Consider the following 13,466-nt stretch of genomic DNA (forward strand, 5'->3'; position numbering starts at 1 on the left):
AGCAATGCTAGATTGCCGCTTTGCCGTCCATTGCGGGAACAATGGCCGGCCTCGCCGCAGCATCTTTCGCAATCGGGGTAAGGGGGACGCATGTTGGATCTGACACAGGGCCGTATGGCACGCCGGATCGCGCCGGTCATTTTGTTGGTCGGCCTGGCCGCCTGCTCCAAGCAGGACGACAAGGCCGCCGCCACCGCGCCTGCCACCGGCGCCACGCCTGCGGCACCGGCCGCCGCGCCGACGCCGGCCACCGCAGTGTCGCCGCAGGTGCAATCGATGGCCGCCGACCAGTTGCGCGCATCGGCCACCAAGGCCTTGCAGGACAATCGCATGTACGCCCCGGCCGGCGACAACGCGGTGGAGTACTACCTGGCCTTGCGTGAAAAGCAGCCGCAGGACGCCACCGTCAACAGCGCGCTGACCGACCTGCTGCCGTACACGCTGATCGCCGCCGAACAGGGCATCAGCCGCGAAGAATTCCCCGAGGCGCAGCGCCTGATCGCGTTGATCGAAAAGGTCGACCCCAAGGCACCGGCACTGCCGCGGCTAAAGAGCGGCCTGGAGACCGGCATGAAGACCGCCGCCAGCCGCTCCGAGCAGGATGCCGAGCAGGCCAAGAAGCTGGTCGAAGACAAGGCCAAGCAGGCGGCCGAGCAGAAGCGTCTGGCCGAGCAGCAGACCCGCGAGGCGGCCGCTGCGCAGCAGATCGCCGCGCAACAGGAAGCCGCCCGCCAGCAGAGCGCCGAGGCCGAACGCCAGGCCGCCGCGCGCCGTCAGGCCGAGACCCCGACGCCGGCTCCAACTCCGGCTGCCCCGCGTCCGGCCCCGGCGACTGCCGCAGCTGCACCGGCCGCGCAGTCGCTGCGCCCGATCAGCACCCCGGCACCGCGTTATCCCCCCGAGGCGCTGCGCGCCGGCACCTCCGGCGAAGTGCTGGTGGAGATCACCGTCGGCACCGACGGTTCGATCACCGCCTCGCGCGTGCTGCGCGCCACCCCGCCGCGCGTGTTCGACCGCGAAGCGCTCAATGCGGTCAAACGCTGGCGCTTCGAACCTGTGGCCGCACCGGTGACCACGCGGCGCACGCTGTCGTTCAACCCGGGCGGCTGAGTTGGGCGTTTGGCGATCGGGTACATCTGCATGCGGCTGAGTGAGTGAGTCTGTTGCTTGCTTGATTGCTTGATTGCTTGGTTGCTTGGTTGCTTGGTTGCTTGGTCGTTGATCGCTTGATTGGTCGATCGTTTGTTGATTGCTGGCTGATGGCTGATGGCTGATGGCTGATGGCTGCCGATGATCGATGCACTGCACTCCCGGCGAATGTCGGGCACCAAACAAAAAGCCCGCATCGCTGCGGGCTTTTTGTTTGCTGGTGACCCCTAGCCTCATCCGCCCTGCGGGCAGCTTCTCCCGAGGGGGAGAAGGAACATCAGCCGGAAATCGCCAGCCGCTCCTGGTGATAGCGCCGCACTGCCGCGTACCACAGCACCGCCGCCACACCGAAGCCCGCCAGCAAATACACCGCCCAGGTCTGCGCGTTGATCTGCTCGTGGCGGATCACCTTGAGCAGCATCTGGTTCTGCGCCAGAAACGGCACCGCGAAATGCCAGAGCTGCGTCTTCAACGGATACGCCATCAGCGCATAGCCCGGCAGCATCGGCAGCAGCAACAGCCAGGTCATATGCCCCTGCGCTTCCTTCATGCTCTTGGCGGCGGCGGCCAGATAGGTCAGCAGCGAGGTGCCGATGAACAGCATCGGCACCAGGATGAACAGCATCTGCAGCATCGGCACGAAGCCGACGTTGAGCTGGCGGCCCAGGTTCGAGGTGGACAGCTGCGCACTCAACTTGAAGGCCAGCAAGGTCAGCAACAGCGACACCATGCCGATCACGCAGGCGGCGGCGATCTTGCCGCTGACGATCGCACTGCGCGGCGCCGGGGTGGCCAGCAAGGGTTCCAGCGACTGGCGTTCGCGCTCGCCGGCAGTGGCATCCAGAATCAGCGAGGCGCCACCCAGAAACGAGGTGATCACCAGCAGCACCGGCAGCAGCATCGCCATCATCTGCCCGCGCTTGGCGTCGGCAGTGGCCAGATCCTGCGCGGCGATTTCCAGCGGCCTGCCCACCTGCGCATCGATGCCGCGCGCCAGCAGGCGCAGTGCACCCACCTGCTGGCTATAGCTGCCGAGTGCGGCCTGCAGGCGCAGGCTCGGCACGTCGGCCTCGCGCCGCGTGCTGTCCTTGATGACCTCCACCAGCGCGGGACGCCCGGCGCGCCAATCGTCGGCGTAGCTGTCGCTGATGCGCAGTGCCACATCCACATCCTGATTGCGGATCGCGGCGGTCAGATCGGCCGGCGCATCGACCGCATTGAGCCCCTGCGCGGCCAGGAACCGCACCAGATTGGGCGCGTTCTCGCGGCCGAGCATGGGGATCTCCAACGGCTTGTCGATCTGCGTACGCACGCGGCTTTCGCTCAATGCGCCCATGCCCAGGATCAGCACCGGATACAGCAATGGCGACAGCAGCAAGGCCAGTGCGAGCGTGCGGCGATCGCGGCCGATGTCGCGCAACTCCTTGCGCAGCACCGTCCATAGCGTGGACAACAACGATGTGGTGCTCATGCGTGCAGTCCCTCGTCCGAGCCGATCGCCTTGACGAAGGCGTCTTCCAGATTGTCTTCGCCGGTGCTGGCGCGCAGTTCGTCGGCGCTGCCGCAGGCCACCACCGTGCCCTTGGCGACGATGACGATGCGATCGCACAGCGCCGCCACCTCCTGCATGATGTGGCTGGAAAAGATCACGCAACGCCCCTCGGCACGCAGTTGCTGCAGGAAGCCACGCATGGCGCGCGTGGTCATCACATCCAGCCCGTTGGTGGGCTCGTCGAGGATGACGTTGCGCGGGTCGTGCACCAGCGCGCGCGCAATCGCGGTCTTGGTGCGCTGGCCCTGGCTGAAGCCTTCGGTCTGACGGTCGAGAATGTCGTCCATGTCCAGCGCGGCCGACAGCAGGCGCGTGCGCTCGGCGATCCGCGCACGCGACAGGCCATGCAGCTCACCGAAGTAGGCGATGTTCTCGCGCGCGGTCAGCCGCTTGTAGACGCCGCGCGCATCCGGCAACACGCCCAGCGCGCGGCGCACCGTCACCGGGTCGCGGGCGGCATCCACGCCATCCACGGTAACGCTGCCCTGGTCGGGCGACATCAGCGTGTAGAGCATGCGCAAGGTGGTGGTCTTGCCGGCGCCATTGGGACCGAGCAGGCCGGTGATCTGGCCATCGGCAGCACTGAAACTGACCCCATCGACCGCCTTCACCAGCCCGGTCTTGGTCTTGAACGACTTGTGCAGCTTGTCGACGACGATCATGCGTGCGCCTCCGTGGCGTGGTCGGTGCGGCTCATGGTTCCCATCCGTTGAACGAGGTAAACGCGGGCACATTGTTGAGGCTGGCCACGCACTGCGCATCCAGTGCCTTGGCATTGGCGGTCTGCAGGAACTGGCCCAGCACCTTGGGCATGCAGCCCAGTCGAAACACCCCGTGGCCCTGCCCCGGCGCCACCAGGTGACGGCCATTGGGCAGGCCCTGCAGCACACGCTCGGCATAGCGCGGCGGCGTCACCGGGTCCAGCTCGCCCGACAGCAACAACACCGGCAGTTTGGATTTGAACGGTGCGGCGTCGGCAGCCGGGGTCGGCTTGGTCGGCCAGGCCTTGCAGGGCGCAAAGAACATCTGCGCCACTTCCGCTCCCAGCAAGGTGTCGTCCTTGCCGGATGGCGGCGTGTAGCGGCCGGCGTCTTCGCTGCACAGCACCGACCATTGCATCGGGCGATTCATCTGGTCGGACATGTCCGAGGCGCTCATCTGCGCCAACGCCATCAGCGAGGCGTAACGCCCTGCCGCCGCCTCGTCCAGCACCAGCGGCAACAACGAGGCGGTTTGCGGCACATACGAAAACCCGAACGCCAGGCCGACCACGGTATCGGCCGTCACCTGCTCGTGGTGCAGCTCACCGGTGCGCGGGTCGCGGTAATCCACCGCCACCGGCGCCTGACGCAAGCGCTCCACCACCTGCCGTAGCTGCGTGCGCGTGTCCACCGGAAAGCGTTTGGCGCATGCCGCGTCCTTGCGGCATTGGGTGGCCTGCAACGCGATCGCATCTTCGAACGTGCGCGCGAACTCGCCGCCGATCACCAGATCGTTCGGCGCCACGCCATCGATCACCAGCGTGCGTGTGTGTTGCGGATAGCGCGCCGCATAGTGCTGTGCGACCCGGGTACCGTAGGAGCCGCCAATCAGGTTGAGCGTCTGCACGCCCAGTGCGGCGCGCACCGCATCCAGATCGCCAATCGCCTCGCTGGTGGTGAAATAGCGCGGATCGGCATCGTTGCGTAGCCCTTGTGCACATTGGCGTGCGTAATCGGTCAATTGCTCGGCGGTGGCGGCGCTGCTGTTTTCCAGTACGAGCGGCTTGCCGGCGGCATCGCGGCACGCAAGCGGATGCGAACCGCCGGTGCCGCGCTGGTCGACCAGGAAGATGTCGCGCCGCTTGCGGACTTCATGCAGCCCCATGTCCACGATCGCGGCGACCTGGGTGGCCGATTGTCCCGGCCCGCCGGCAATGAAGAACACCGGATCCGGTGTGCTGCCGGCGCCGGCCTCGCTTTCCAGCCAGGCGATCTTCAGATCGATGCTGCGCCCGGTCGGCGCGGCCGGGTTTTCCGGCACGCGCAGGCTGGCGCATTGCGCCTCGATATTGCCGGCCGCGCTGCCGGAACTCAGCGTGCACGGTGCAAATTGCAGCGTGCCGTAACGATTGCCTGCGGCGGTGCCGGTCTGCGGCTGCGCGAGGCCGGGCGTGGCTGCGCCCGTCTTGGTCGTGGCAGCCGTGTTTTCAGCCGGCTGGTCCGCAGGCTGGCATCCGGTTGCCAGCAATGCGATCAGCAGCGCCGCCACCAGTGTGGGTTGCTTCACCATGTTCACCATCTCTCCTGATAGTTCCTGTCCCCTGACGCCGCATCCGGTCGGGTGTGACCGGCGCGGCTACTGCCCGTCTTCGTAAAGAAAGACGTGCTCGATCGATTCCCCGAACAGACGCGCGATGCGAAATGCCAACGGCAGACTGGGATCGTACTTGCCGGTTTCCAGCGCATTGATGGTCTGCCGCGATACGCCCAGGCGTTCGCCCAACTCGCCCTGTGACCAGCCGCTGGCCTCGCGCAATTCGCGCACCCGGCTATTCATTCGAACCGTCGGGCATTGATGCTTTTGGTGATGCCGTAGATGGCGCACAACATCGGAAATACCCACAACATCGCCACCGTCGCGGGGATGTCGATCAGCTCGGCGGCCTGCAGGAACCCGCCGGTCATGTACGCGCCGCTGACCAGGCCGGCGGCAATGGCGATCGACTCCAATTCGATGCGCCGCTGCATTTCGTCCGAGTCGCGCACGTAGCGCGCCACCGCGCGGATCACCAGGGCGACCAGCACGGCCGGCAACAAGGCGATCAGCACGCGTGCCCAGCTCGGATCCACATGCGCAAGCAAATATCTCCAGAACAGCATCACCACCACATACAAGCCCATCGGCACGCCGAATTCGCGGTATTAGCGCCGCGCCAATGCCGGCCGTGTGCTGTCGCGCAGGCTGCCGCGCGACAGCAAGAGCAGCAGCGACAGCACCAGGCAGGACACGCCCGCGCCGGCACAGAGCCCGGCAAGGTGGGCACTCAGCGGCAGCAGTTGCCAACGACCGAGCGCGCTGACGGCGAGCAGGCCGGCTCCCAGGCAGAGCGCCAGTAGCGCATTGCGTCTGCAGCGGGTCATGCGCGTTGCCTCGCGCGGTCCGATGGACGCACTGGCAGGTCAGTGCCCTCCATCCCGGTATCGCTGCGCAGCGACCGCTGCGCCGACCACGCCGGTATGCACTCCCATTGCCGATGCTGCTGACGCATTCCCTTCGCCTGTCAAGTCAACTTGACAGGCACGATGCGCCGGGCGCGGCCGGCTGTCAAGCACCCTTTACACACTCGACCGCGTGCAATCCCTGCCCATCGCCACGCAACGCTGGCAGCAGGAAGACCAAGCACGCCCGTCCGCAGCACCGGGCCGGAGCTGGGTTACGCTCCGCGATCGAACATTGGCGGGAGCGGTGATGCGTCTGAAGATCTGGTTGGCAATTGCACTGAGCGGCTGCATGGCGAGCTCTGCCATGGCGCAGGAGGCGGCGCCTCGCACGATCGAGCTGGATCTGGCCAGCGCCGCCGGGCCGGTCGACCGGTTCTACGACCTGTCGATCGGCTCGGACTTTCCCGGCACCTTGATCCGCAGCGACAGCCAGGCGCAACTGGTTCCGGCGGTGCAGGAGCTGGGGTTTCGCTATATCCGCTTCCACGACGTGTTCCATGACGTGCTCGGCACGGTGAAAGACGTCGACGGCACGCTCGTCTACGACTGGACCAAACTGGATCAGCTCTACGATGCGCTGCTGGCCAAGCGCATCCGTCCGTTCGTGGAATTGGGCTTTACGCCCGCCGCGATGAAGACCTCCGAACAGACGCTCTTCTACTGGAAGGGCAACACCTCGCATCCGGACCCGGCCAAGTGGACGCAGCTGATCGATGCGTACGTGCGCCACATCCGTGCGCGTTACGGTGCCGACGAGGTGCGGCAGTGGTATTTCGAGGTGTGGAACGAGCCCAACCTCAAGGATTTCTGGGAGAACGCCGACCAGCAGGCCTACTTCGACCTGTATGCGAACACCGCGCGCACGATCAAGGCGATCGATCCGCAGCTGCGCGTCGGTGGCCCCTCCACCGCCGGTGCGGACTGGGTGCCGGAACTGCTGGCCTTCGTTGCCAAGCACAAACTGCCGATCGACTTCGTCACCACGCATACCTATGGCGTGGAGGGCGGCTTTCTCGATGAAGATGGCAAGCAGGACGTCAAGCTGTCGGCATCGCCGGATGCCATCGTCGGCGACGTGCGCCGCGTGCGTGCGCAGATCCAGGCCTCGCCATTTCCGGATCTTCCGCTGTACTTCACCGAGTGGAGCAGCAGCTATACGCCGCGCGATTTCGTCCACGACAGCTACATCAACGCGCCCTACATCCTGACCAAGCTCAAGCAGGTGCAAGGCCTGGTGCAGGGCATGAGCTACTGGACCTACACCGACCTGTTCGAAGAACCCGGTCCGCCGCCCACGCCCTTCCACGGCGGCTTCGGGCTGATGAATCGCGAGGGCATCCGCAAGCCGGCGTGGTTTGCCTACAAGTACTTGAACGCGCTCAAGGGCCGCGATATTCCGCTGCGCGATGCGCACGCATTTGCGGCGGTGGATGGCCAGCGCATCGCCGCGCTGGCCTGGGATTGGCAGCAGCCGGTGCAGGCGGTGAGCAATACCCCGTTCTATACCAAACAGGTGCCCAGCACCGACAGCGCAGCGCTGGTCTTCCGCCTGGCGCACGTGCCGGCCGGCAACTACAGGCTGCAGGTGCGCAAGACCGGCTACCGGCGCAACGATCCGCTGTCGCTGTACATCGACATGGGCATGCCCAAGGACCTGGCGCCGCGGCAGCTGGCGCAGTTGCAGCAAGCCACGCGCGACACGCCCGAGCAGGACCGGCGCGTGCGCGTCGGCGCCGATGGCGTGGTGGAGATCCGCGTGCCGATGCGCAGCAACGATGTGGTGCTGATGACGCTGGAGCCGTCGGCACGCTGAGCGCCCGGCACGCCGTTGCGCCTGCAATCAGGCGAGGCGTTGGGTGTGGATTGCGTGCGCGCAACGATGCGCGCAGTTCGGCGCGATGTCCCGACCGTGCATCGTTCGCGACATCGGGTGCGGCATGCGTGCGCTGCGGCATGTCGCGCGCATCGCCGCAGGACATTGCAGGCACGACATCATCAAGGTCCAGCGCGCTGGGCCGTCGCTCAGCCCGCGCAGCGCACAAGGTTGAAATCGAATCGGCGGGATCGCTTGGACCCGATGTGCAGGACTTGAAGCTGCAAACAAAACGTAGCGCGCAGGAGCCGCAGTGCACGAGTGGTACACGCCCATTCCAAGCACCGGCCGCGCCTATCTGACGGTGAGCGCGGTCGTTTTGATGACCGCTCTTACTTGAGATAGGTCTTGAGAATGGCGGTGATGTCGTCGACCGCCAGCTCGCGCTCGCCCAGCGCCTCCGGTGCCGCGACGTGGTGCTTCAAGTGCTCGCCGAGCAGCTCGACCATCAAGCCCTGCGCAGCGCCACGAAACGCCGCCACCTGCGTCAGCAACGCGGTGCAGTCCACGTCCTGCGCCAGGGCTTTCTCCAGCCCCTCCACTTGCCCGCGGATCCTGCGCACGCGGGCGAGCAGTTTGGATTTGTCCTGATTCAGATGTGCCATTGCCGTATACCCCCCGGGGGTACCTGAGATACCCTAGGGGGGTATCGTAGCCAGAGCCCCCTCCGATGTCGATCACGCACGCCGCACCGCACTGCGCGCAGTCGCACACATTCGCCAGCGCCAACCCGCTTGCCGAGCGCAGCACCCGCAAGGCCGTCATCCTGACCGTGGTCATGATGGTGGTGGAGATCGTCGGCGGCTGGACGCTCAATTCCATGGCCCTGCTCGCCGATGGCTGGCATATGAGCTCGCACGCACTGGCGCTGGGGCTGGCACTGTTTGCCTACCGCTTCGCGCGGCGCAATGCCAACGACCTGCGTTTCAGCTTCGGCACCTGGAAGGTCGAAGTGCTGGGCGGCTATACCAGCGCCATCCTGCTGTTGGGCGTGGCCGGCCTGATGGCGTTCCAGTCGCTGGAACGGCTGTTCTCGCCCAAGCCCATCCAGTACCAGGAAGCCACCGTCATTGCCGTCATCGGCCTGCTGGTCAACCTGATCTGCGCCTGGTGGTTACGCGACTCGCACGGCCATGCGCATGGTCATCACCACGACCACGCGCATGACGGTCATGGTCATGGTCATCACCACGATGGGCATGCCGATCTCAACTTGCGTGCCGCGTATCTGCACGTGGTGGCCGACGCGGCGACCTCGGTCCTGGCGATCGTCGCGCTGCTCGCCGGCATGTACTGGGGCGTGACCTGGCTGGATCCGATCATGGGCATGCTCGGCGCGGTGCTGGTCACCGTGTGGGCGTGGGGGCTGCTGCGCAGTACCGGCCGCGTGCTGCTGGATGCGGAAATGGATGCGCCGGTGGTGGAAGAAGTGAAGCAGGTCATCGCCGAGCTGCCGCACGCCATCGACATCGGCGACCTGCATGTCTGGCGCGTGGGCAGCGATCGTTATGCCTGCGTCGTCAGCCTGGTCACGGCGGCCGACATCGATGCGGACCTAGTCCGCGCTGCCCTGCAGATCCACGAAGAACTGGTGCACATCACCGTCGAGCTGCAGCGCCCGCCAGCGACGCGGGCTGCAGCCTGACGATTCGGCGGCGCGCTGCATTCGGCGCCCCCTGCAGTAGTGAGCGCGGAAGCGGTCAGCGAGAATGCCAGCCCGAGCAGCAGTGGCTCCAGTTGCACCACGCGCCGGAGCACAGGATGCGACTGCAGCAGCGCACAGTGGGCGGGGAGGATGCCCGGGACAGCATCGCAATGCTGTCGAGCGGCCTTGAACGCGTCGGGACCCGCGTACCGGGCGCGATCGGCGGGTACCGAGCAAGCCAGCCCGGCACCGCGCGACTGGCTCAGGTTTTCGCCGGAGCCGGGCTGACGTATTTCTCGCGGCGGATCTGCGCGTTCGGCAGGCCGGCTGCCTTCAACGCCTCGATGCAGCTGTCCACCATGTCCGGGTTGCCGCACAGGTAGGCGATATCGCCCTGCGCGTCGGGCGCGCATTCGGCTAGCTGCTGCTGCACGTAACCGTGCCGCACATCGGCATGCGGCTGCTCGGGCAGCTCGCGCGAAAAACACGGCACATAGCGGAACTGCGGGTGCGCATCGGCAAACGCGCGGAAGTCGTCGCCATACAACAGCTCGGCCGGCGTACGTGCGCCCTGCAGCAGCAGCACCTGCGCGCCACGGGTGGCGATCGCCTCGGCCAGCAGCGGCAGCATCGAGCGGTACGGGGTGACGCCGGTGCCGGTGGCGATCAGCACATAACGCCGGTTGTGGTCGCCCGGCGGCAGGCAGAAGCGCCCGTATGGCCCGCTGGCCTGCAACTGGTCGCCGATCTGCAGGCCTTCGAACAGCGCGGTGGCCGAGCCGCCGGGCACGAAGCTCACCGCGATATCCACCGCCTCGCCCGGTCCGAGCGCATGGTCGTGGATGGTCGCCAGCGAATAGCTGCGCTTGGTCGGCGTACCGTCGGCGGCATCGAAATGGATCTGGATGAACTGCCCGGGCTGGAAATCCAGCGGCTGCCCGTCGTCACGCAGGAACTGGCAGTGGGCCACGGTGGGCGCAATCATGCGCCGGTCGACAAGCTTGAGGGGGAATTGAACGGGCACGAACGTATTTGGGACAGTCTGTGATCGGGGCTTGCCCCCGCGGGCTTCTATAATAACGGCCTGCAACTCGCTGCGCCGTCACGCTGACGCGAAGGAACATCTTGAATTCTCCATCTCCGATCACCGCACCCGCGTTGCGTGTGTGCGATCTGCGCAAGACCTACGACAACGGCACCCAGGCGCTCAAGGGCGTCTCGCTGGACGTGGCGCCAGGCGATTTCTTCGCCCTGCTCGGCCCCAATGGCGCCGGCAAATCCACCCTGATCGGCATCATCAGCTCGCTGGTGAACCTGTCCGCCGGCCAGGTGGAAGTGTTCGGCACCGACCTGGTCGGCCAACGCAGCGATGCGATGCGCCTGATCGGCCTGGTCCCGCAGGAGGTCAACTTCAACCTGTTCGAAAAACCCTTCGACATCCTGGTCAACTACGCCGGCTTCTACGGCATGCCGCGCGAGCAGGCCGCCGCGCTGGCCGAAGCCGAGCTGCGCCGCTCGCACTTGTGGGAAAAGGCCCAGGTGATGAGCCGCACGCTGTCCGGCGGCATGAAGCGCCGGCTGATGATCGCCCGCGCCATGATGACCCAGCCGCGGTTGCTGATCCTGGACGAGCCCACCGCCGGCGTGGACATCGAGATCCGCCGCGACATGTGGCGCGTGCTCAAGGAGATCAACGCCGCCGGCACCACCATCATCCTGACCACGCATTACCTGGAAGAAGCCGAGCACCTGTGCCGCAACCTGGCCATCATCAACCACGGCCAGATCGTCACCCAGGGGCCGATGCGCGAACTGCTGGCCAAGCTGGACGTGGAAGGCTTCCTGTTCGATATCGACGGTGTGCTGCCGGCCGAACTGCCGGTGATCGAAGGCACCACGCTCACCGCCATCGATGGCCACACGCTGGACCTGGACATGCCGCGCGCGATGGACCTCAACCGCGTGTTCGCCACGCTCGGCAGCGCCGGCATCCGGGTGCGCTCGATGCGCACCAAGAGCAATCGCCTGGAAGAGCTGTTCGTGCGCCTGACCGGTGACGCCCCGGTACCGGCCACCGCCCCCACGCCCGTCGCCCCCAACGGCACACCGCCCGCGCAGCCGCGCAGCGGAGGCCAGCCATGAACGAGATTCGCACCGTGACCGAACCCACCAACGCGCGCCGCAACTGGACTGCGCTGGGCACCATCGTGCGCCGCGAAGTGCAGCGCATCCTGCGCATCTGGGGCCAGACCCTGGTGCCGCCGGCCATCACCATGACGCTGTACTTCTTGATCTTCGGCGGGCTGATCGGCTCGCGCGTGGGCGACATGGGCGGCTACTCGTACATGCAGTTCATCGTGCCGGGCCTGGTGATGATGAGCGTGATCCAGAACAGCTACGGCAACATCTCCTCCAGCTTCTTCGGCGCCAAGTTCGGCCGGCATGTGGAGGAGCTGCTGGTCAGCCCGATGCCCAACTGGGTGATCCTGTGGGGCTACGTCTCCGGCGCGGTGCTGCGCGGGGTGATGGTCGGCGCGTTGGTGCTGATCATCGCGATGTTCTTCACCCCGGTGCGCATCCCGCATCCGCTGGTCACGCTGACCACGGTGCTGCTGGGCGCGACCATCTTCTCGCTGGCGGGCTTCGTCAATGCGGTGTACGCCAAGAAGTTCGACGACGTGGCGATCGTGCCGACCTTCATCCTGACCCCGCTGACCTATCTGGGCGGCGTGTTCTATTCGGTGAAGCTGCTGCCGCCGTGGGCCGAAGCGGCCACCCACGCCAACCCGATCTTCTACATGGTCAACGCGTTCCGCTACGGCCTGCTCGGCAGCTCGGACGTGCCGATCTGGGTCGCCTACGCGCTGATGCTGGGCTTTGTCGCGGTGCTCAGCGCGCTGGCGCTGTGGCTGCTGCGCCGTGGCGTGGGTTTGCGGAGCTGATGACGATGGCGATGCGTATCCTCATCCTCGGTGCCGGCGGCACCGGCGGTTATTTCGGCGGACGCCTGGCGCAGGCCGGGGTCGATGTGACCTTTCTGGTACGCGCTGCGCGGGCGGCGCAGTTGCAGGCCGATGGCCTGCGCATCCGCAGCCCGCTGGGCGATGCAGATCTGCCGGTGGCGCATGTCACCGCGCAGGACCTGCCGGCCCTGGTGGCGCAGCGGCCGTTCGATCTGGTGATCCTCAGCTGCAAGGCCTACGACCTGGATAGCGCGATCGAGGCGATTGCGCCGGCGGTGGGCGAGCACACGACGGTGCTGCCGATCCTCAACGGCCTGCGCCATTACGCGACGCTGGACGAGCGTTTCGGTGCGGCGCGGGTGCTGGGTGGGCTGTGCTTCATCAGCGCGACCAAGGGCGAGCACGGCGAAATCCTGCACCTGGGCAAGCCGGCGGCGATGACCTTCGGCGAGCGCGATGGCCGCGCCGCGTCGGCACGGGTGCAGGCGCTTGCGGCGGCCTGCGCGCAGGCCGGCATCGATCATGTGGCCAGCGAGCAGATCGCGCAGGAGCAATGGATCAAGTACAGCTTCCTCACCGCGCTGGCGGCGGCCACCTGCCTGATGCGTGCGCCGGTCGGGGCGATCGTGGCCACCGACGACGGCCGGGCGTTGATCAACGGCCTGTACAACGAGTGCCTGTGGGCCGCCGATGCGGCCGGGCAGCCGATTCCGGAAGCTGCGCGCGCCAAGGCGCTGCAGACCTTGTTGCAGGTGGATTCGCCGCTGAAGGCCTCGATGCTGCGCGATCTGGAAGCCGGCCAGGACGTGGAAGCGGCGCAGATCGTCGGCGACATGTTGAAGCGGGTGCGCGAGACAGGGCGCAACGCGCCGCTGCTGATGGCGGCGAATGTGCATCTGCAGGCGTATCAGGTGTTGCGGCATAGCTGAGGGTTTTGGGCGGTTGTTGGGCTGCGTGTGCACCGTACCCCCATCCGCCCTGCGGGCACCTTCCCCCGGTGGGGGACGGGCTGTGACCTGGAGCGGACGGCTTTTCGCGTGGCGCCCTCCCTCTCTGGCACCTCCACGCTTGTTGCAGCTGA

Annotated in this window: 12 protein-coding genes and 1 pseudogene; 6 read left to right on the forward strand and 7 right to left on the reverse strand. The window is 66.5% G+C overall.

Going from position 1 to position 13,466, the window contains the following annotated elements; translation table 11 throughout:
- Positions 1–90 precede the first annotated feature (90 nt).
- Entirely contained in the window at positions 91–1,110 is a 1,020-nt protein-coding gene (locus AC1PLS_RS19785) for an energy transducer TonB (RefSeq protein ID WP_047127581.1), read from the forward strand.
- 316 nt (positions 1,111–1,426) lie between these two features.
- On the opposite strand, the gene AC1PLS_RS19790 is transcribed toward AC1PLS_RS19785, so the two are convergent.
- The 5 genes and pseudogenes from AC1PLS_RS19790 to AC1PLS_RS19810 form a co-directional block, all read right to left on the reverse strand.
- The gene (locus AC1PLS_RS19790) at positions 1,427–2,620 is read right to left on the reverse strand and encodes an ABC transporter permease (RefSeq protein WP_102251113.1); all 1,194 of its coding nucleotides are present in this window, start codon (positions 2,618–2,620) and stop codon (positions 1,427–1,429) included.
- Complete coding sequence (locus AC1PLS_RS19795) at positions 2,617–3,363, reverse strand: ABC transporter ATP-binding protein (RefSeq protein ID WP_024940732.1); 747 nt, start codon at positions 3,361–3,363, stop codon at positions 2,617–2,619. Before AC1PLS_RS19795 ends, AC1PLS_RS19790 begins: the two co-directional genes overlap by 4 nt.
- 31 nt (positions 3,364–3,394) lie before the next feature.
- Positions 3,395–4,978, reverse strand: a complete 1,584-nt coding sequence (locus AC1PLS_RS19800) for an alpha/beta hydrolase (protein WP_184434862.1) — start codon at positions 4,976–4,978, stop codon at positions 3,395–3,397.
- Between the two features lie 60 nt (positions 4,979–5,038).
- Complete coding sequence (locus tag AC1PLS_RS19805; protein ID WP_016903655.1) at positions 5,039–5,239, reverse strand: helix-turn-helix transcriptional regulator; 201 nt, start codon at positions 5,237–5,239, stop codon at positions 5,039–5,041.
- Positions 5,236–5,823: pseudogene (locus tag AC1PLS_RS19810) on the reverse strand (hypothetical protein). Before AC1PLS_RS19810 ends, AC1PLS_RS19805 begins: the two are co-directional and overlap by 4 nt.
- Before the next feature lie 328 nt (positions 5,824–6,151).
- Between AC1PLS_RS19810 and AC1PLS_RS19815 the strand changes: the two are divergent.
- On the forward strand, positions 6,152–7,717 hold the full coding sequence (locus AC1PLS_RS19815; RefSeq protein ID WP_184434865.1) for a GH39 family glycosyl hydrolase: 1,566 nt from the start codon (positions 6,152–6,154) through the stop codon (positions 7,715–7,717).
- Positions 7,718–8,109: 392 nt separating this feature from the next.
- Here the strand turns inward: AC1PLS_RS19815 and AC1PLS_RS19820 are convergent, their stop codons facing one another.
- The gene (locus AC1PLS_RS19820) at positions 8,110–8,382 is read right to left on the reverse strand and encodes a metal/formaldehyde-sensitive transcriptional repressor (protein ID WP_102582115.1); all 273 of its coding nucleotides are present in this window, start codon (positions 8,380–8,382) and stop codon (positions 8,110–8,112) included.
- Positions 8,383–8,447: 65 nt separating this feature from the next.
- Between AC1PLS_RS19820 and dmeF the strand changes: the two genes are divergently transcribed.
- Entirely contained in the window at positions 8,448–9,422 is a 975-nt protein-coding gene (dmeF, locus tag AC1PLS_RS19825) for a CDF family Co(II)/Ni(II) efflux transporter DmeF (protein ID WP_184434868.1), read from the forward strand.
- A 262-nt stretch (positions 9,423–9,684) separates the two neighbouring features.
- Here the strand turns inward: dmeF and AC1PLS_RS19830 are convergent, their stop codons facing one another.
- On the reverse strand, positions 9,685–10,512 hold the full coding sequence (locus tag AC1PLS_RS19830; RefSeq protein WP_184434871.1) for a ferredoxin--NADP reductase: 828 nt from the start codon (positions 10,510–10,512) through the stop codon (positions 9,685–9,687).
- Positions 10,513–10,547: 35 nt separating this feature from the next.
- Here AC1PLS_RS19830 and AC1PLS_RS19835 point away from each other — a divergent pair, with 35 nt between their 5' ends.
- The 3 genes from AC1PLS_RS19835 to panE are packed head-to-tail and all read left to right on the forward strand — an operon-like array spanning position 10,548 to position 13,314.
- Positions 10,548–11,564: an ABC transporter ATP-binding protein gene (locus tag AC1PLS_RS19835; RefSeq protein ID WP_024940739.1), complete on the forward strand. Its 1,017-nt coding sequence runs from the start codon at positions 10,548–10,550 to the stop codon at positions 11,562–11,564.
- On the forward strand, positions 11,561–12,364 hold the full coding sequence (locus tag AC1PLS_RS19840) for an ABC transporter permease (RefSeq protein WP_046345017.1): 804 nt from the start codon (positions 11,561–11,563) through the stop codon (positions 12,362–12,364). The genes AC1PLS_RS19835 and AC1PLS_RS19840 overlap by 4 nt, the downstream gene beginning before the upstream one ends.
- 5 nt (positions 12,365–12,369) lie before the next feature.
- Positions 12,370–13,314 carry a 2-dehydropantoate 2-reductase gene (gene panE, locus AC1PLS_RS19845; protein ID WP_184434874.1) on the forward strand — a complete coding sequence of 315 codons (945 nt, stop codon included), beginning with the start codon at positions 12,370–12,372 and terminating at the stop codon, positions 13,312–13,314.
- Positions 13,315–13,466 lie beyond the last annotated feature (152 nt).

The sequence above is a fragment of the Xanthomonas sp. NCPPB 3218 genome (assembly GCF_056725185.1).

What these genes read in the sequence shown, in the direction of transcription:
- panE (WP_184434874.1), top strand. Translation starts at nt 12,370, where the DNA reads ATGGCGATGCGTATCCTCATCCTCGGTGCCGGCGGCACCGGCGGTTAT.
- AC1PLS_RS19815 (WP_184434865.1), top strand. Translation starts at nt 6,152, where the DNA reads ATGCGTCTGAAGATCTGGTTGGCAATTGCACTGAGCGGCTGCATGGCG.
- dmeF (WP_184434868.1), top strand. Translation starts at nt 8,448, where the DNA reads ATGTCGATCACGCACGCCGCACCGCACTGCGCGCAGTCGCACACATTC.
- AC1PLS_RS19820 (WP_102582115.1), bottom strand. Translation starts at nt 8,382, where the DNA reads ATGGCACATCTGAATCAGGACAAATCCAAACTGCTCGCCCGCGTGCGC.
- AC1PLS_RS19840 (WP_046345017.1), top strand. Translation starts at nt 11,561, where the DNA reads ATGAACGAGATTCGCACCGTGACCGAACCCACCAACGCGCGCCGCAAC.
- AC1PLS_RS19795 (WP_024940732.1), bottom strand. Translation starts at nt 3,363, where the DNA reads ATGATCGTCGTCGACAAGCTGCACAAGTCGTTCAAGACCAAGACCGGG.
- AC1PLS_RS19790 (WP_102251113.1), bottom strand. Translation starts at nt 2,620, where the DNA reads ATGAGCACCACATCGTTGTTGTCCACGCTATGGACGGTGCTGCGCAAG.
- AC1PLS_RS19805 (WP_016903655.1), bottom strand. Translation starts at nt 5,239, where the DNA reads ATGAATAGCCGGGTGCGCGAATTGCGCGAGGCCAGCGGCTGGTCACAG.
- AC1PLS_RS19785 (WP_047127581.1), top strand. Translation starts at nt 91, where the DNA reads ATGTTGGATCTGACACAGGGCCGTATGGCACGCCGGATCGCGCCGGTC.